The sequence below is a fragment of the Nonomuraea sp. NPDC026600 genome (assembly GCF_040638335.1).
In the GTDB taxonomy this organism is placed as follows: Bacteria; Actinomycetota; Actinomycetes; order Streptosporangiales; family Streptosporangiaceae; genus Nonomuraea.
In genome coordinates, this window is sequence record NZ_JBEZYD010000025.1 from 1 (window position 1) to 15,880 (window position 15,880).

Sequence of the window (15,880 nt, forward strand, 5' to 3'; positions counted from 1 at the left end):
GTCGGCGATCGCGGGACGGATGTACTTACGGATCGTCTTACGATCCACCGCCAGACTGTCGGCGATCTCGTACTGAGAGCGGCCTGCATACCAGTGGACCAGGATCTCCGTGATGTCGATCACGTCGAAGGTTCTCCTTGCCATCACGTCTCCTCGCCTGTCCCGACAAGGAGCGATGATCATCTTCTGGTGATGGCCAGGTCCACGCTGACACGCACGTCATCCCCCGGGGGAATTACGTGACACACCAGCCGCGCCCACGTCCTCCTCCAGGGGAGAACCGTGAAGCGCCAGGGGAATTACCTGATCGGAAACCCCTCACAGCAGGGGAATTCCGTGATCGTCGACAGCGATCCGTACACACTGGCTTCACCTCACCGGATCCACTGGTGCAGGAGATGCCGTCAACCCCACACACTCTCAGCTCGATCATCGAAAAATACGGTGACCGCACACCGTAGAACAGAGGCCTGGCACAACAGACCCCGTGACCACACACGTGATCGCCGTGCCATTAGCGTGCCATTAAGGGTGGTCAACAGAGGTCAGTCACGGTCACTGGCGGACTGTCGGTCGCCCAGGTCGAGGCCGTGGTAGTCGAAGATCAGACCGTTTTGCAAGCAGGAAGTCAGGAGTTCGAATCTCCTAGGCTCCACCTCTCTCTTCGTGTAGGTGGACCGTGTGCCACCCACCCCTTGCCCGTCTTGGTGGTTGGCCGTGGCAGCCCGCCCCGAGCGGTCCTCGCTATCGCTCGGGCTGTCCTTCCTTGGCGCACAATCGTCTTCGTGGGGGCGCTTCGCGCTGAGGGCTCAGGCGTTTCTTCCAGTCGGGCCGCAGCCCCGACCCCTGGAGGACTTCGCTTCGCTCAGACGTCTTATCTTCCTGAGCGCAGGCTTCGCCTGCGCCTCTACATGGCCGTTTATCTGATGTTCGCTGGAAAGCTCCTGCTGGCTCTCGAACGACGGCGGGACTCCGGGCCGCACACAGCACCCGCCGTACCAATCCTCACGCGCCGACCGGGGACGCGCCGTCGCAGCACAGTTGCAGCACGACGATCGCCATGCTGTGGCTGGCCAATGCACGGGGTTGGGGGCGATCGACGGTTCCTTAGCCCACCGAGCCACGTGCCTTGGGCCGTGTATCAGGTGATCGCTTTCCCGTCCTCACCATCTGGATGAATACTTCGCGGTGAGTGGTCTCCAGGCTGATGTTGGTTGAGGCGGACAGAACGGCCGACCTTGTCAGTCGTGTCCGCGTTGGCCCTGTCGAGGACCGAGAACGTTCGCCCATTCGGCGATCATTTGCTCATCGACTGTGGCGTTCCTGCCCGGGTCGAACTGGCTGCTGATGAATTCGTAGGTGTCCTGGCGGAACACCAGCCGAACCTCGATTTTGTGTATCGGACCGGCGGCACTGGCTCGGACTGGCTGAGTGTGGGCGAGGACGACCACCGGATGGCCTTCCGCGTCGAATGTGCTGCTGACGATCCGTACACCGTTGATCTGGGCCAGCATCCGATACAGGCCTGCACGCGCCTTCGGCGTGATCGGCTGAGCGAACAGGCCCGGGGCGAAGCTCCACAGGAAGCTGTCCAGAGCGGACCCTCGGGGCTTCCCCACGGCTGACTTGGCGATCACATCGCGAAGCGCGCTCGGGTCGGACGGCAGGTTCGTCAACTGATCGAGCCCCATGTGATTTCCGTCCAGACCCCACTTGGTGAAGATCTGATCGTTGTCCTCGGTGTAGCCGAGCCGCTGTGTCAACGCCGGTGCGCCGTCGGCACGCCAGTTGGATTCATCTCCAGGCGTGTCAAAGGAGACCTTCGGGTCGAGGCCGATGATGGTGCGGACGAATCCGCTCCTGGAAGTCCATTTCTCCAGGGTTTCGCATGCGGTGAATCGGTAGGGAAGCCCACTTGGTCGGGACGACGGCGGGTTGTCCACCGCGGCCATTGGTCGCTGAACGCCGGTGCGACACCTCCGCGTCTTCAAATGCCAGTACTTGCCGGCAACCGGCTCCCGGGCAGCCGCGATGTGCTCCGCCCCGGCGAGCAGGAAAGTCCTCGCGTCGAGGGGGGTGGCAGTGCCGGCATGGTTCGGAGGGGTGAGGCGGCGGTGATCGTTCGCGCTGGTAAGCGAGGTAACCCCTACGGCCGCCACGACGGCGACCACGACCGAAGCAGCCAGCAGAAGCGGCATCCGGGGCGCCCGGTGCCTACGGACGGCAGGAGCCGGCCGTGGAGTCGCAACGATGGCGGCGATCTTCGCGTCTGAATCGAGCGCGGTCACTTCGTCCAGGGCTGAAGGCTTGAGCGCCGCTACGAGGTCGTTGGTCATCAGCGATGTCCTTCCAGAACGTCCTTAGGGAATGTCGCCGAGGGTGCACCTTGCTTCAGCGCGCGTGCCAGGCGCCGGCGCGCACGGTGGATTCGGACGTAGTAGAGGGCTGTCGTGCAGCCGAGAACCGTCGCGGCCTGCGCCGGGGTGAGGCCGTACCAGGCGCTCAGGATCAGGATTTCGGCATCTTGTCCCGGCAGGGAAGCGAACGCGGCCAGGACGGCGTCTCGCTCGACCACCAGGTCACCGGTATCCCAAGCCGCCACGTCGCGCTCATCGGTGAGCTGCGCGATCCGCTGGGCGATCGTCTCGTGTCTGCGGCCGACGGCGAACTGTTTGAGCCGGTGGTTCCTGGCTACTCCCAACAGCCACGGCAACGGATCGTCGTGCGGAACCGCGTCGAGCTTGCGCCATGCCGTCATGAATGTTTCGTTGGCGACATCTTCTGCCATGCTGCGCTGGCTGTACGCGAGCGCATAGCTGAACACCTTCGCGTAGTTGCTCTGATAGATGAACGTGAAGCGGGCGACTTCATCGCTGTCATCGGGATCATGGAGGCTGTCGTTCGTCACGCCACCACCCCCTCTCGTGTGTGCTGCCAGGTCTGATACCGGGTAACCCCGCGCACACCTGCACTTCTTACACGCCGCACCAGAAATTTAGGCCGACCCACCGCCGATCGAGGGATCGCTTTTGAGCTCTGGGATCTGATCAACTATCGATTCCGCAGCACTGGTCAGGCTTCGTAGCGCTTACTCGGGCCCGGCCCTCTCCTTGGGCGGATCGGGACGATCAGCAGCGGATGGCAATCGAACAAGGAAGAAACACCAGGTAAGGGACAGCGAAGCACTTGTACCCTCGACTCCCTGTAAACCGTCAGCCGGTGTGGCGTGTCAGAACCGCATGTAACGGTCGCAGGGCAGTGTGATCACGAGTCCGCTCGGTGGATCCGCAAAATCCATCACGGCATTGAGGTGCCCAACAGATTCCGGACAGTCGGCTACATAAGCTGACAGAAGTCTGGAAGAGGTAGGTACGTGACGAGGCATCGCAGGCAGTTCTCACGCGAGTTCAAGGAAGAGGCCGTCCGCATGGTGTTGGAGGGCGAGCGGACGGTCGCGTCGGTGGCGCGGGAGTTCGGGATCAACCCCAGCACCCTGGGCAGTTGGGTGAACAGGCATCGGATCGTGCACGGCGAGGTCGAGCAGCCACCCTCCGGCCCGGAGCGGGCGCGGGTGCGCGAACTGGAGCGGGAGAACGCCGAGCTGAGGGAGAAGCTGGCGTTCTTGAAAAAAGCGGCCGCCTTCTTCGCGGCCGAGAGTCGATGACGCTCGCCAAGTTCGAGCTGATCGACGCGGAGAAGGCCCACCATGCGATCGCCCGGATGTGCGGCTGGCTGGAGGTGTCCCGGTCGGGCTACTACGAGTGGCGCGATCGGCCGGCCTCGGCCACCGCGCAACGCCGCGCGCTGCTCACCGCGCTGGTCGCCGAGGTCTTCGCCGGCTCGCACGAGACCTACGGCTACCGGCGGGTGCACGCCGCGTTGCTGCGCCGCGGCGAGCACTGCTCGGCCGAGCTGGTGCGTGCCCTGATGCGCGAGCTGGGCCTGACCCCGGCGCAGGTACGGGCGTTTCGGCCGGTCACCACCGTGCAGGGCGACTTTCGTGGCATCCCCGACCTGGTCAGGCGCGACTTCACGGCCGAGCGGCCGGGACTCAAACTGGTCGGCGACATCACCTACATCCCGACCTGGGAGGGCTTCCTGTATCTGGCCACCGTCATCGACTGCCACAGCAAGACGGTCCTGGGCTGGGCAATGGCCGACCATTACCGCACCGAGCTGATCAAGGACGCGATCCGGATGGCGGCCGGCACCGGCCTGCTCGAGCCGGACGCCGTCTTCCACACCGACCGCGGCTCCAACTACACCAGTGATGAGTTCGGCCGGTTCTTGGCCGGCCTGCGGATCCGCCACTCGGTCGGCCGAACCGGCATCTGCTACGACAACGCGATGGCCGAGTCATTCTTCAGCACGATCAAGAACGAATGGCTCCACCGCTTCGTCTTCACCACCCGAGCGAAGGCAAAACGGCAGGTCATCCGCTACATCGAAGGTTTCTACAACCGGCTGCGTCTGCACTCGGCACTCGGCTATCGGCCGCCTCTCGAGGTGCTCAACGAGTCCCTTTCATCCCGAACAGCCGCATAGGCTACGCCCATAAGGCGACTGTCCGGAATCACCGTGGCCCCTCAGCATACGGTCGGTGCATGCGCAACTGGATCTGCGTAGTACTTATGGGCACACTCCTGACCTGTCTCACCGGCTGCACAGTCGCCGCCAACGGCTATGTCGGTATCAGTGTGGACGAGTCCGGCCATCTCGTTGCCGTACTGGCCTGGTGTGGCCCTGCACCGGACGGAGTGCGGCTCTACCATGAGCGTGCCACCGCCCGGCGGAGCTCGACCGGTAACCCGGACGATGTATACGTCGATGACGCGAGGTATCACGCGTCCACCTTGAGTGGACAGAGCGCCTCGTTCCGGCTCGACACCCCTGTTGGCGGCTGGACGGTCACGCCCAAGCCTCCCTCCCTGGATCCAGCCATCACCTACAACGCGTACGGCTTCACCAATGACAGCACCAGTTCGCTACGACACGTGGCGTTCGAGATTGACGATGCCGCCAAGGTCGACCCGGGCCAGGTGCTGATACAGGAATGGGACGAGAAGAGGCAGCAAGACGTCGACGTCGTGATCTCTCTGGCTGCTTTCGAGCAGATGGGTCAGGATCCCCGGAACTGCCCTTGAGCGCGCCTGTGCAATATGTATGAAATGATCATGATGGCGGGAACGAAGTGACACCCTAGCGCCGCAGCTCGAGGGCCATACGTGAGTGGAAACGGTCGCGAGCTGTAAAACCGTCGGCGGTCTGTACCGTCCTTACGATCGCCTGTCTGTGGTCAGCCGCCGTAGGTGGTCGGGGGCGATCGACGGTTCAGGGCTTCGTTCCTCAGCCCCGGCCCACCGAACAACGTGGATGATCACCTTATCGGCGGTGGAGGGCGATGAGGTTCGGCGCTCAGTTCGTGCACCTAGAGGCCCCGCCCGTTACCGTGCGAGCGTTCCTATCGCCAGCCCTACGATAAGTCGTACTCGTCGATCCATAGATCGGCTCCAGCTCTGTTAAGAAAACTGATGGCTTCTTCGTCAAGAACGAGCCCCCGCGGGCTGAAGCCCCCTCCCGGTTCAAACGACCGAAGCATGACCAACGTGGCCGCTGCGCCACCAGCGGTCAGTTCTCCGATTCGATCCCAGGCGCCGGCCAACTGATTCATCACGGCTTGCACCTGCTCATTGAGTGAGGTGGTCTCCGCAAGGCCGGAGTCGAGCATCCATTCGTGTCGTCGTGGTATCAGGCGCCCACTCTTCCTGCCGCGTCGTGACTCCTTCGCCTCAGATCGAGTCGGCTCGACGCCCACGTACTGGGTGATCTGACCGGGATCCAGTTCATCGGACTGGATCATAAAGTAGACCTGCTGCTCGACGATCACGTGGACACGGTAGCGGTTCAAGGGTTGGCGAGCGCTTGCATGACTTGGAAGAGGCCATCGCTTCCACTTCTCAAGACCATGATCGTCGTGCCATTAGCGTGCCATTAAGGGCGGTCAGCAGCGGTCAATCACGGTCACTCGTGGACAGTCCTCAGCGCAGGTCGAGGCCGTTGTCCCTGAAGGTCGGACCGTTTTGCAAGCAGGAAGTCAGGAGTTCGAATCTCCTAGGCTCCACCATTTCCTTCGTCTAGGTGGACCATGCTCCGCCCACCCGTTGCCCGTCTGGGTGGTTGACCGTGGAAGCCCGCCCCGAGCGGTCCTCGCTATCGCTCGGGCTGTTCTCCCTGAGGCGCCTTCGGCGCACAACGGTCTTCGCAATGGGGCGCTTCGCGCTCAGGGGCTCGTACGCTTTCTTCCAGTCGGGCCGTAGCCCCGACCCCTGGAGGGCTTCGCTTCGCTCAGACGTCTTATCTTCTTGAGCGCAGGCTTCGCCTGCGCCTTCTACGTGGCCGTTTATGACGGTTAGCTGGAAAGAGCCTGCTGGCTCTGCGGCTCCCAGGTCAGACGCCTGAGCCTCGTTCTGCCGCTGGCCAATGGAGATCTGGTCTTCTCCTACCGTGAGCGGGGGTGACTGAGCGAGAGCATGATGGCGCGCTTTTATGCTCGGGAAGATAGGTTGGTCGGTATGGCCGCTCAGCCTGTGGAGCCCGTTGCGCCCCGTGATCCAGGTGAGGATCCGGCCGCGATCTTCGAGGCGCTTCCGCCGTCGCACCGTTCCCGGTTCCGGGCGGAGTACGACGAGGCTTTGGAGGCCGCGCACGACTTGGCCCGCTTCAAGCAGGTGCAGACGCTGTTGCGTCAGTGGCGCCTGCGTGCGATCGCTTACGCCCGACCGGGCTATGAGGAGGCTGTCCAGGACGCTCTCCAGAACCGTTCGGAGATGTTCACTCGCTACACCCCGCCGGAGTGGGAAGCCCGGGTGTGAGCTACAAGTTCGATGGTTTCCACGGACGCGCCCTCTAAGAGCTGGGAGACGAGCCGCGTTCGCTGCCTCACGCCCTACGAGTCCACCCTTGAGCCGGGAGACCTCATCGCGCAGCCGCACGAGGAGGGCGTCTGATTGCGTTGGTGCGACCGGGCAGCGCTTGTAGGGTCCAGGCCCAGGTCGGCGTGACCCATTACGCTGCACATGTGCACGCCGACGACGTCCTCGCGATCTACAGCAACCTCGCCGCCGAGAGTGTCCCCGTCTGGATTGATGGCGGGTGGTGTGTTGACGCACTTCTCGGCAAGCAGACTCGCGAACACGCCGACCTCGACATCGCCGTTGCCCGTGAGCACGCGCAGCGTCTCAAGGAGTTGTTCGCACGGTGGGGTTACGTGCTGCAGCCACGACAGGACGCGACCGACTGGAACTACGTTGTTGGAGTCGGAAGCGGCAGCACGGTCGATGTTCACGTGTTCGAGTTCGACGACCAGGGCAACAACACGTACGGGATCGAGTACCCCAAGGACTCCCTGACGGGCACGGGTGTCATCGCCGGGCAACAGGTGCGGTGCATCTCTGCTGAATGGATGTTCAGGTTCAAGACGGCGTACACGCCCAAGGACAAAGATCTTGATGACGTTCGCGCCCTCGGCGAAAGGTACGGGTTCGAGGTCCCGGCCACACATCGCCGCCCAGCGCCTCTGCTCTGAATCGCGCGCACGCTTCGGGTGGCCAGCGCCCGTTCCGCCGTGATCAAGCGGAAGAGGGTGCTGGACGATCTTCAGCCGACGTGCGCTTCGGCGCGTGCCTTGGTTTGTGCGAGCCGGTAGGACTGGATGCCGAACGCATGCTCATCGCTGCCTCTGTGCGTCTCTGAGGACCGTACCCGGAGTTCCAAAATCCCTCCAAAGGAGGCCGCCTCAGCCGGGGTAGCACAGCAACGAGCTAGCCCACGATCATGGTGTGCATGGCGATACTCCGGTTGCTGGCGATCGGCCTTTTCGGCGGTGTCATCACAGTGCCGTTCCTGTGGTTGCAAGATGGCGACGGCTTCGAGTACGCACGGCTCGCAGCCCTGACGGCGTTCGTACTCGGCCAGTTCCTTACCGTCCCTGCCGGGTTGGTGGTGGGTTGCGTACTTACCGCCACGGGATCGTGGATACGTACCCCTGGCTATGTCCTGGGTGCGATCACGACCGTGTTCGGAGTGATCGTCGCCACGCAGGCCTGGGCCACGATGAACTGGGTCGATGGAGGACCGGCCGGGCTTGGTGATCCGGAAGAGGAGTCCTTGGCGATGTTCCTTGCCTCTTTCTCCGGTGGGGTCACGTCTCTCGTCGGTGTCTCCATCGTCTTGTTTCGATGGGCTGGCTACGATTCGCAAGCCGCTCCGGTACGTCAACGAGGTCCACGTAGATACGGCAGGACGAGACGTCGGCGTTTGCCCCACGCGGAAGGCCATTCCCCGTGATCGAGGGAATGGCCTCGTCGACCTTCGCCGGTGCTGGACGCTACTACGACTCCAACTGATCACCGAGCTTCTTGAGCGCTCGGCGCGTGTCTGCGGACGAGACTTCGCTGTACACGTTCCTCCCGCGCGAGCATGCGGCCTGGGGGCCGGTCTCGCGCGGGAGCCGCGCGGCTAACCAACTGCCCTCTCCCGTGAATGTTCCTTCGACCACGCGCGGTGCCGGGCTCTACCGATGCCAACGATCATGAGCGCGACGAATGCGAGCACGAAGAACGACAGAAGGTGCCACATCGGCCAGGCCATTCTGGGCGTAGTGAACACGAAGCCTATTCCGGCTCCGAGCCACCCGATCTGGAAGCACCAGATCGCTGCCGCCACGCGGAACCAGATCGAGCGCTTGAACTCATCCACGCGGCGCAATCTTCCATTGAACTCCCACACTGGGCAAGAGCATGCCTCCGGCGGGGATTCAGCTCCGGGATGACCGCTCCCGGACTGCGTAGGTCAGGTGGGTCACCCGCTGCGTCGGCTCCGCGCGGACCTGCTCCAGGGCCACGCGGCCCGCGTCCACGCCCTCGAACAGGCGGATTCCGGAGCCGAACAGCACGGGTGAGAGCGCGATCGAGAACTCGTCGATCAGGCCGGCGTTCACGTACCCCAGGATCGTCGCGCCGCCGCCCGCGATGCGGACGTCTCGGTCGCCGGCGGCCTCGTGGGCCTGGTCGAGCGCGGTCTCGATGCCGTCGTTGACGAAGTGGAAGGTGGTCCCACCCGGCCGCTCCCAGGGGTCACGCTTCTCGTGCGTCACGACGAAGACCGGCGTGTGGAACGGCGCCTCCTCCGGCCACGCCTGCTCGCCGGCGTCGAACATGCGCTTGCCCATCACGCTCGCGCCGGTGCGCTCGAATGTCTCCCGCAGGATGTCGTTGTCGCGCCCTTCCTCGCCGCCCTCGCCGAGCTTCAGGTTCTCCCGGAAGAACCGCTGCGGGAATATCCACTGCTGCAGTTCCATCCACTGCTGCCCCATCAAATTCTCGAGGGACTCGGGTGCGATGAAACCGTCCAGCGACATCGACACGCTGAAGAACACCTTTCCGGCCATCAGTTCTCAACTCCCTTCCGAACGATCTCGGTGACGTAGGCAGCCAGGTTGCTCAGGGTCTGCTGGCCGCCCTCGATCGCGTGGTACTTCTCGACCGCCTCGTCGCGCAGCTCCTTGGTGGGGAACACCGTGCGCATCTCGATCCGGGTCGCCGCGCCGTCTGGCGCGAACGTGAGGACCGACTCGAAGGCGTTCGGGTCGCCGCGGGACTCACCGTGCAGCAGCGCGATCCGCTCCGGCGGGGCGATCTCGGTCCAGGAGATCCACTCCTGGTAGTCCGTCCCGTCCGGTCCGTGCATCACGAAGTCCCACTCCCCGCCGATGCGGAACTCGAACGCCCGCGTGGTGGTGGTGAACCCGTCCGGTCCCCACCATCGCGACAGGTGCCGGACTTCGGTGAACGCCTCGAACACCAGCTCCCGTGGGGCACTGATGACCCGGGAGATTACGATCTCGCGGTCGGCCGTCGCCGACTGCGCCGGCGCGTCCCGTCCTGTTGCTGCCATCGGTCACTCCTCCTGCCTTTCCTGCTTGAGGTCCTGCACGTACGCGTCCAGCCGGTCGAAGCTCTCATTCCAGAACCGCTCGAACCCGCCGGTCCACTCGTGGACCGGTCGCAGCCCGCGGGCGTCAAGGCCGTACAGGCGCTGTTTGCCTGCCTTGCGGTCCCGCACCAGCCCGACTTCCCGGAGCACCCGCAGGTGTTTGGACGCCCCCGGCTGGGTCATCCCCAGCTCCTGGGCCAACTCGGTCACCGGCCGCTCACCCGCCCGCAGCAGCAGCAGGATCTCCCGGCGCTGCGGCTCGGCGATCGCGTTGAACACGTCCGACGTCGTCGCTGCTCGTGCCATGGGCGCCATCATATGCCGTTATAGGCATGCGTCAAGCCGGAGGAATCAGGCGGGTCTTGTCAGATGACGATCGTGACCCTTGTCAGCGGCTGCGGAAACGCGTATCCCGGAGACGGCACGCGCGACGGCGGCGAGCAGGGAGGGCGATGGGTGAGCAGCTCGCCAACGGCTGGCGGGTGAGCCGCCACCGGCTGGTGGCCGATGCCACGGTCGGCGTCATCGCCAACCCGATGTCGGGCCGTGACATCCGGCGGCTCGTCGCGAGCGCGTCCGTGTTCCCCGACGCCGAGAAGGCCAGCATGGTGGTCCGGCTGATGGCCGCCGCCGGAGCGCTAGGCGTGGGCCGCGTGCTGGTGTCCACCGACACCTTCGGGGTCTCCGCGGCGGTCTTGCGGGAGTCGCGCCGCCGCGCCGAGGCGGGCGAACCCCGGTCAAAGCTGCGCATCAGCAGGCACGCCAGGGCCACCAGCAGCGTCGTGGCCACCGCCTGGTGGGAGAACTGGGCCGTGCTCGCGGCCTTTCGGACGGCTCAGTTGTAGGGGTTGTCGTAGGTCACGGATTTGGTGCGACTGTTGTAAGTGTTGCCGGGATAGAACCAGCCGCCCGTCACGTACAAGGTGACGTTCGTAAGGGTGGTGGAGTGGGTGTATTCACCGTCGTAGAGGAATAGGGATAACTGGCATCCGGGGGGAGCGGCTGCCGTGCCCGTCTGGCTCGGATAGAAGACGGTGCTGCCGTTGACGGAGACGTAGAAGTTCGGCATGGGGTAGGACCCGCTCCCCCAGCACAGCCGGAGCGCGTACCTGAACTTCGTGTTCCCGTCGTCGAACGCCAGCGTGCCGGTCAGCTGGGCGAGCATGATCGACGGGCCGGCATTCGAGGTCACCGTGATGGACACGGCCTGGTCTGGACCGTAGGCGGCGTGCGCGGGAGTGGCGGGCATCAGGATTGCCGCGAGTGTTGCGATGGCGATGGCGATGGCGATGGCGATGGCGACAGAGCTGGCCGCACGACGTGCTTTGGAACGTGTCAATTCCAACCTCATCTCTTTCACGATGTAGGCGGAGCGCGCACGGAGAATATTGTCGGGGCCTCCAGGCGTCCAGAGAGACGATTGAGAGCCACCGATTCGGCCCGGCGTTAACTTGTGCCATGGCAGCTTGCGCGTGGGTAGGCGAGGCGTGCCACCAGGTCGGGGATTAGACCTGCAGAGCCGTAATACCGGGATGACGGGTGAAATTTTCATTTCACCCGGACGCGGTCGGCTCCTGCACCGGAGACGGCTAGACCGGCGTGATCGTTACTCGCTGAGCGAGATGCACGCTGCTTGCTGTATAGCAGTCCTGTACAGCAACATCGACGCATACGAGCGCGCGGCACCAGTCAGCATCTGCCGCTTGACCAGGATGAAGACCGCTGGACGATGTGGCTGGTTCCCGTTTGCAAGCAGGAAGTCAGGAGTTCGAATCTCCTGAGCTCCACCGATAGAAAACCCAATTAGCCCGGTTTCGCTGCCGTGCCCGTTGCGTCTTCGGCTGTCCAAACGGGGTGATCAAGAGCTTCGCTGAATCAGGGCTGGTTCAGTGAAGTTTCTCCATTCAGGCCGCAGGGCCGGCCTCCCTCATGCACTGCCCCACCGTGGCCGAGTTACCGGGACCACGGTGAGCAGGTGGTCCAGGCCCTTGAAATCCTTGGGATTGCAGGTGTAAAGGGGGAGGCGGTTCGCGATGGCCACGCAGGCGATCATCAGGTCTGCTGTTCGGGGGCGGGGTTTGCGTCCTGACGTGATGACCGCGGTCCACAACTGGCCGTACTCGCGGGCAGCGGTGTCGTCGAAGGCAAGGGGGTCGAACTCGGCCTCGGCGGTTTGAAGGATCTTCATTCGCTGCGCGAGTTCCTGTGCGCCGGAGGCTACCAGTACGCCGACCGACAGCTCGGCAGTGGTGATGGCACTGATCATCATCTCGTCGGGCAGCTCGTCGGGGTCGATTCCGGCACGCAGGATGAGGATGTTGGTGTCGAGCAGCCCTTGAGTGAGAGTCATTCCCCGTCCTCTGCGAACTCGCCTCTGCTGTAGGCGCGATCGTAAGGGTCGTAGAGGTCGTCGTCGACGTGGCGGTCCATGTCCTCGCGGTATTTCTGGTCGTCCAGTCGCGGCATGCCGCGGGACACCGCGGCGAACTCGGCGCGCGAGATGGCCCGGCGCCGACGGCGGATGGGGACCAGGTCGCCGATGTGATGACCGTTGCGTGTGACGGCGAACCGCTCGCCGCGTTCCAGGCCGTCCATGATCTCCGCTGACCGGTTGCGCAGGTCGCGTTGGGAGATCTGATGGGAGTGGTCGGGCTCAGGAGCGCTCACCCGTCAACTCTATCCCAGCGTGCTATCCGGTGCTACATGGTAGCACCATCGGTGTCGTTCGTGATCCTTCACAGGGTCTGGCCCACTTTTTTTCATGGCCACGGACAAGTGGGGCGCTCCACCTTGACCCCTGGCCCTTGGCCCGCCTGTCCTACGGGTGGACGAGGCAGACGGGAAGATCGGGCTAAGGACGGCATACCCCGCAGTAAGGCCCTGGGCTACGCAGCTCTGATCGTCACATCCAAAGCCAGGAGCCTACTGGGCCGGAGACCGAACATCGCGTGGAAGGCGCTGCTGAAGTGGGAGGGGCTGGCGAAGCCCGCCTCCATGGCCGCCGTGCTCAGATCCGGCCATATCTCCAGCAGGGTGGCCACCCGCAGCATGCGCGCCCACAGGCGGTAGCGGCGGAACGTCGTCCCGGTCTGGGCTCGGAAGAGTCGAAGGAACGCCGATACGGACAGGCCAACCTCTGCCGCCAGTTTCTCCGCCGAGAGTTGCTGACCGGCATCCTCCGCCAGCCGGTGGCTAGCATGCCGGATCCGTGCGTCCCTGATCTCCGCGCGGTCGTCGGGGCCCGCGAGATCCAGCCAGTGCCGGACAGCCGAAACCGAGGTATCCCCGTCCATCGTCGCGGCCAGCCGCGAGAGTTCGAGCTCGTGTCCGTGCCCCCAGGCGAGGTCGACGTTCCCGTTCATCATCCGGCGGCACGCTCGCTCCCGTGCCGAGGCGGGGTCCAGGTAGCAGAAGGCCATCCGGTCCCCGTGAGCGACGATCCGGTGCCGCGCCCGAGCCACTATCAGCGCGGTACGGGCGACCTGGCAGGGGCCGTTCTCCAATTGGACGGTGAACTCCGCGTCGACGCCCACCACCAGGCAGCTCACCGATCCGGAGTGGACGTCCAGCGCCAGGGACGGGCCGACGTACAGCGCCTGACCGGGCCACAACCACAGCGCAGCCTGATCACGACACGTTTTTGAAAGCGGCGGCGGCTGCATGCGGACATGCTAGCCAGCACCTCGATCGCACTTCCCATCCCGTAGAAGGACTGACATGTGGTTTGACCGCGTCGCGCCCGCTCTGCTGCTCCTCGTCGGGGCAGTGAACCTCGTCCCTGGTTTCGTCGCGTTCGCGCCGTCTCGGATCGCGACGGTGTACGGAGTGTCGGTCGACGGCCCCGACTCCGCTGACCTGACAGTGCTCCTGCGTCACCGGGCCGTCCTGCTGGGGCTGGTCGGACTCTCCCTGATCTGTGCGGTGTTCATCCCGTCGCTACGTATCCCCGCCGTCACGGCCGGGGTGATCAGCATGGGGTCGTTCCTGCTGCTCGCTTACTCCACGTCTGGTCTCAACAGCGCGACGATGCGCGTGGCGCGGATCGACGTGGCGGCGATCGTGTTGCTGGCCGTCGCCGCCGTCCTCGTCTGGCGGAACAGCGGCTGAGTCTCTCCGAGCCAGTGGTGCGGTACGGACGGCCGCCGCACGTCGCTTCCTGTCCGACGAGGATTGCTGACGCCCTGAGACGGGCGCCGCGCTCGGTCGCCCCTGAGAGGAGGAGCGAGATCCGCAGCTCGCCGTTCAAAGCGCTGTGTGCGGCAAAAAGCGCCACTTTTAATGAGGCAGCTTCAGCACAGAAGTCCGTCGTCCTCCGGGACGTCGCCGTAGGAGGCGGAGATATCGATGCCGTAGCCCTCGACGCCCTCCACGCTGTGCTTTCCGACTGAGAGGAAGGCTGTGGCCCCCTCGATCTTCTTGGTGTAGCAGATGTCCGTTGAGGGCTCTTCGGTAGCGACCAGCCGCCATCCGTCCGCCTTGGCCGCGGTCGCGTAGAAAGAGGCGTACTCCTCCTGGGCGCCGCGGAACTCGTAGAACCTGCCCGCGTAGGGGAACGGGTCGTCCTGGAAGCATCCGGTGTAACTGTCGTGGGCGACGGCCTCTTGCGGCTGGGCGGTGAGGATCTCCTGTGCTGCCAGGACCGGGATCAGGTCTTCCTCTTCAGAAGTGCACTCTGAACCGGTGAACGTCATCAGGGTCATGTACCCGAGCCCGCCCAGCAGGAGAGCCGTTACCGCCAGACCGGCGACGATCTTCACGAAAGCGGAGCGGACTGCCATCGCTGGAGCGTACCGGAGCCGATCAAGGTCGGAAAAGCGCTGGAGCGTCTTCTTGAACTCCTCCGCGATCCGTGGGACGCGGATGCCGTAGTGCTTGGTGATCTCGTTGAATGCCAGTTGGACAGGGGTACGCAGAGCGCTTCCTTCTCTTCTCAGCGCGGACGACAAGCGCGACGTCCGCGGCGACCAGAACAGCTGAGACGAGTGATCAGCCCGGCGCCTTGCGGCTGAGGTGCTCCCAGGCCCGGTACTCCTCCGTGCGGGCTTGGTCCATCTGCTGGACCATGTCGTACGAGGCGGCGCCGACGATCAGCCGGAGCGGCGGCTCCGCCAGGCCGACCAACTCCGTAATCACCGGGGCCGCGGTGCTTGGGTCGGGACCGGCGTCCTCGCCCCACATCTCGGCCAGTTGGGCACGCAGCGGCTCGTACTCCGGGCGCGGCTCCGTCGTCGTGGTGCCCCGTGTGAACAGGTCCGTGCCGTACCCGCCGGGCTGCACGATCGTTACCTTGATCCCGAACGGCGCCACCTCCATCGCCAGTGCCTGGCTCATCGAGTCGAGCGCGCTCTTGCTCGCCGCGTAGAACCCGACCGACGCGAACCCGCCGCCGGTCCCCATCGAGGTGACCTGCAGGATGTGGCCGGATCCCCGCGCCCGCAGATGCGGCACGACGGCCTGGGCCACCCAGACCGCGCCGAAGAAGTTGACGTCGAACTGGGCGCGGATCTGCTCTTCAGTGGCCTCCTCCACCATGCCGAACAGCATCGAGCCGGCGTTGTTGACCACCACGTCGAGCCGCCCGAACGCCGCCGCTGCCCGGTCCACCACCGACCGCACGGCCGCGCGGTCGGACACATCCAGCGGCAGCCGTACGAGGTTGTCCGGATGGGCGGCAGCCAGGTCGTCGAGCGGGCCGAGGTCGCGTGCGGCGGCCACGACGCGGTCTCCAGCGGCGAGCGCCGCGTCGGCGAAGGCCCTGCCCAGGCCCCTCGACGCGCCGGTGATGAACCACACTCGGGCAGTCGTCATGCCATCTCCTCATTCATCCAAGACGAGACGATACGATCCGTCTCGCAGAAATTGAGTATGAAGGCATGCCGTCCTAACG

The 15,880-nt window shown here is 64.6% G+C and carries 20 protein-coding genes; 7 read left to right on the plus strand and 13 right to left on the minus strand.

Annotated features, from left to right (window positions below):
- Nucleotides 1-1,241: 1,241 nt before the first annotated feature.
- Complete coding sequence (locus tag AB0F17_RS41545; RefSeq protein WP_358034854.1) at nucleotides 1,242-2,336, minus strand: CU044_5270 family protein; 1,095 nt, start codon at nucleotides 2,334-2,336, stop codon at nucleotides 1,242-1,244.
- Nucleotides 2,336-2,908 (minus strand): sigma-70 family RNA polymerase sigma factor, encoded by a 573-nt coding sequence (locus AB0F17_RS41550; protein ID WP_358034857.1) that lies wholly within the window; start codon nucleotides 2,906-2,908, stop codon nucleotides 2,336-2,338. The genes AB0F17_RS41545 and AB0F17_RS41550 overlap by 1 nt, the downstream gene beginning before the upstream one ends.
- 465 nt (nucleotides 2,909-3,373) lie before the next feature.
- Between AB0F17_RS41550 and AB0F17_RS41555 the strand changes: the two genes are divergently transcribed.
- Nucleotides 3,374-4,545, plus strand: a protein-coding gene (locus tag AB0F17_RS41555) for an IS3 family transposase (protein WP_358034860.1) whose coding sequence is annotated in 2 segments (ribosomal slippage) — nucleotides 3,374-3,632 and nucleotides 3,632-4,545 — 1,173 coding nt in all. Because the reading frame shifts where the segments join, the coding sequence is not laid out codon by codon here.
- A 59-nt stretch (nucleotides 4,546-4,604) separates the two neighbouring features.
- Complete coding sequence (locus AB0F17_RS41560) at nucleotides 4,605-5,144, plus strand: hypothetical protein (RefSeq protein ID WP_358034863.1); 540 nt, start codon at nucleotides 4,605-4,607, stop codon at nucleotides 5,142-5,144.
- 329 nt (nucleotides 5,145-5,473) lie between these two features.
- Here AB0F17_RS41560 and AB0F17_RS41565 read toward each other — a convergent pair whose 3' ends face one another.
- Nucleotides 5,474-5,887: a DUF4279 domain-containing protein gene (locus AB0F17_RS41565; protein ID WP_358034866.1), complete on the minus strand. Its 414-nt coding sequence runs from the start codon at nucleotides 5,885-5,887 to the stop codon at nucleotides 5,474-5,476.
- Nucleotides 5,888-6,572: 685 nt separating this feature from the next.
- On the opposite strand from AB0F17_RS41565, the gene AB0F17_RS41570 reads away from it, so the two are divergent.
- From AB0F17_RS41570 to AB0F17_RS41580, 3 genes are all read left to right on the plus strand, one after another.
- Nucleotides 6,573-6,872, plus strand: a complete 300-nt coding sequence (locus AB0F17_RS41570) for a DUF6247 family protein (protein WP_358034869.1) — start codon at nucleotides 6,573-6,575, stop codon at nucleotides 6,870-6,872.
- Nucleotides 6,873-7,078: 206 nt separating this feature from the next.
- Nucleotides 7,079-7,585 (plus strand): hypothetical protein, encoded by a 507-nt coding sequence (locus AB0F17_RS41575; protein WP_358034872.1) that lies wholly within the window; start codon nucleotides 7,079-7,081, stop codon nucleotides 7,583-7,585.
- A 257-nt stretch (nucleotides 7,586-7,842) separates the two neighbouring features.
- Complete coding sequence (locus tag AB0F17_RS41580) at nucleotides 7,843-8,346, plus strand: hypothetical protein (RefSeq protein ID WP_358034875.1); 504 nt, start codon at nucleotides 7,843-7,845, stop codon at nucleotides 8,344-8,346.
- A gap of 171 nt (nucleotides 8,347-8,517) precedes the next feature.
- On the opposite strand, the gene AB0F17_RS41585 is transcribed toward AB0F17_RS41580, so the two are convergent.
- From AB0F17_RS41585 to AB0F17_RS41600, 4 genes are read right to left on the minus strand one after another with little or no spacing between them, the layout of a single operon-like run.
- Nucleotides 8,518-8,757, minus strand: coding sequence for a hypothetical protein (locus AB0F17_RS41585; RefSeq protein WP_358034878.1), 240 nt, complete (start codon nucleotides 8,755-8,757; stop codon nucleotides 8,518-8,520).
- Between the two features lie 58 nt (nucleotides 8,758-8,815).
- A complete protein-coding gene (locus AB0F17_RS41590; RefSeq protein WP_358034881.1) occupies nucleotides 8,816-9,448 on the minus strand; it encodes a dihydrofolate reductase family protein in 633 nt (210 codons plus the stop codon).
- Nucleotides 9,448-9,954: an SRPBCC family protein gene (locus tag AB0F17_RS41595; RefSeq protein WP_358034884.1), complete on the minus strand. Its 507-nt coding sequence runs from the start codon at nucleotides 9,952-9,954 to the stop codon at nucleotides 9,448-9,450. The genes AB0F17_RS41590 and AB0F17_RS41595 overlap by 1 nt, the downstream gene beginning before the upstream one ends.
- 3 nt (nucleotides 9,955-9,957) lie before the next feature.
- Nucleotides 9,958-10,299, minus strand: coding sequence for a metalloregulator ArsR/SmtB family transcription factor (locus tag AB0F17_RS41600; RefSeq protein WP_358034887.1), 342 nt, complete (start codon nucleotides 10,297-10,299; stop codon nucleotides 9,958-9,960).
- Between the two features lie 146 nt (nucleotides 10,300-10,445).
- Here AB0F17_RS41600 and AB0F17_RS41605 point away from each other — a divergent pair, with 146 nt between their 5' ends.
- Nucleotides 10,446-10,838 (plus strand): hypothetical protein, encoded by a 393-nt coding sequence (locus AB0F17_RS41605; protein ID WP_358034889.1) that lies wholly within the window; start codon nucleotides 10,446-10,448, stop codon nucleotides 10,836-10,838.
- On the opposite strand, the gene AB0F17_RS41610 is transcribed toward AB0F17_RS41605, so the two are convergent.
- The 4 genes from AB0F17_RS41610 to AB0F17_RS41625 form a co-directional block, all read right to left on the minus strand.
- Entirely contained in the window at nucleotides 10,829-11,344 is a 516-nt protein-coding gene (locus AB0F17_RS41610) for a hypothetical protein (RefSeq protein WP_358034892.1), read from the minus strand. The genes AB0F17_RS41605 and AB0F17_RS41610 overlap by 10 nt on opposite strands.
- Before the next feature lie 576 nt (nucleotides 11,345-11,920).
- The gene (locus tag AB0F17_RS41615; protein WP_358034895.1) at nucleotides 11,921-12,343 is read right to left on the minus strand and encodes a type II toxin-antitoxin system VapC family toxin; all 423 of its coding nucleotides are present in this window, start codon (nucleotides 12,341-12,343) and stop codon (nucleotides 11,921-11,923) included.
- On the minus strand, nucleotides 12,340-12,660 hold the full coding sequence (locus AB0F17_RS41620; RefSeq protein WP_358034898.1) for a prevent-host-death protein: 321 nt from the start codon (nucleotides 12,658-12,660) through the stop codon (nucleotides 12,340-12,342). Before AB0F17_RS41620 ends, AB0F17_RS41615 begins: the two co-directional genes overlap by 4 nt.
- A 218-nt stretch (nucleotides 12,661-12,878) precedes the next feature.
- Nucleotides 12,879-13,604, minus strand: a complete 726-nt coding sequence (locus tag AB0F17_RS41625) for an AraC family transcriptional regulator (protein ID WP_358034900.1) — start codon at nucleotides 13,602-13,604, stop codon at nucleotides 12,879-12,881.
- A 106-nt stretch (nucleotides 13,605-13,710) separates the two neighbouring features.
- Here AB0F17_RS41625 and AB0F17_RS41630 point away from each other — a divergent pair, with 106 nt between their 5' ends.
- Nucleotides 13,711-14,100, plus strand: a complete 390-nt coding sequence (locus tag AB0F17_RS41630; RefSeq protein WP_358034903.1) for a hypothetical protein — start codon at nucleotides 13,711-13,713, stop codon at nucleotides 14,098-14,100.
- Nucleotides 14,101-14,282: 182 nt separating this feature from the next.
- Here the strand turns inward: AB0F17_RS41630 and AB0F17_RS41635 are convergent, their stop codons facing one another.
- Together AB0F17_RS41635 and AB0F17_RS41640 are read right to left on the minus strand one after the other, a co-directional pair.
- Nucleotides 14,283-14,771, minus strand: coding sequence for a hypothetical protein (locus AB0F17_RS41635; RefSeq protein ID WP_358034906.1), 489 nt, complete (start codon nucleotides 14,769-14,771; stop codon nucleotides 14,283-14,285).
- A 208-nt stretch (nucleotides 14,772-14,979) separates the two neighbouring features.
- On the minus strand, nucleotides 14,980-15,801 hold the full coding sequence (locus AB0F17_RS41640) for an SDR family NAD(P)-dependent oxidoreductase (protein WP_358034909.1): 822 nt from the start codon (nucleotides 15,799-15,801) through the stop codon (nucleotides 14,980-14,982).
- Nucleotides 15,802-15,880 lie beyond the last annotated feature (79 nt).

Bases quoted from the DNA above. Each gene is read 5' to 3' on its own strand.
- AB0F17_RS41545 (WP_358034854.1), bottom strand. From the start codon at position 2,336: ATGACCAACGACCTCGTAGCGGCGCTCAAGCCTTCAGCCCTGGACGAA.
- AB0F17_RS41560 (WP_358034863.1), top strand. From the start codon at position 4,605: ATGCGCAACTGGATCTGCGTAGTACTTATGGGCACACTCCTGACCTGT.
- AB0F17_RS41570 (WP_358034869.1), top strand. From the start codon at position 6,573: ATGGCCGCTCAGCCTGTGGAGCCCGTTGCGCCCCGTGATCCAGGTGAG.
- AB0F17_RS41580 (WP_358034875.1), top strand. From the start codon at position 7,843: ATGGCGATACTCCGGTTGCTGGCGATCGGCCTTTTCGGCGGTGTCATC.
- AB0F17_RS41590 (WP_358034881.1), bottom strand. From the start codon at position 9,448: ATGGCCGGAAAGGTGTTCTTCAGCGTGTCGATGTCGCTGGACGGTTTC.
- AB0F17_RS41595 (WP_358034884.1), bottom strand. From the start codon at position 9,954: ATGGCAGCAACAGGACGGGACGCGCCGGCGCAGTCGGCGACGGCCGAC.
- AB0F17_RS41600 (WP_358034887.1), bottom strand. From the start codon at position 10,299: ATGGCACGAGCAGCGACGACGTCGGACGTGTTCAACGCGATCGCCGAG.
- AB0F17_RS41605 (WP_358034889.1), top strand. From the start codon at position 10,446: ATGGGTGAGCAGCTCGCCAACGGCTGGCGGGTGAGCCGCCACCGGCTG.
- AB0F17_RS41610 (WP_358034892.1), bottom strand. From the start codon at position 11,344: ATGAGGTTGGAATTGACACGTTCCAAAGCACGTCGTGCGGCCAGCTCT.
- AB0F17_RS41615 (WP_358034895.1), bottom strand. From the start codon at position 12,343: ATGACTCTCACTCAAGGGCTGCTCGACACCAACATCCTCATCCTGCGT.
- AB0F17_RS41630 (WP_358034903.1), top strand. From the start codon at position 13,711: ATGTGGTTTGACCGCGTCGCGCCCGCTCTGCTGCTCCTCGTCGGGGCA.
- AB0F17_RS41635 (WP_358034906.1), bottom strand. From the start codon at position 14,771: ATGGCAGTCCGCTCCGCTTTCGTGAAGATCGTCGCCGGTCTGGCGGTA.
- AB0F17_RS41640 (WP_358034909.1), bottom strand. From the start codon at position 15,801: ATGACGACTGCCCGAGTGTGGTTCATCACCGGCGCGTCGAGGGGCCTG.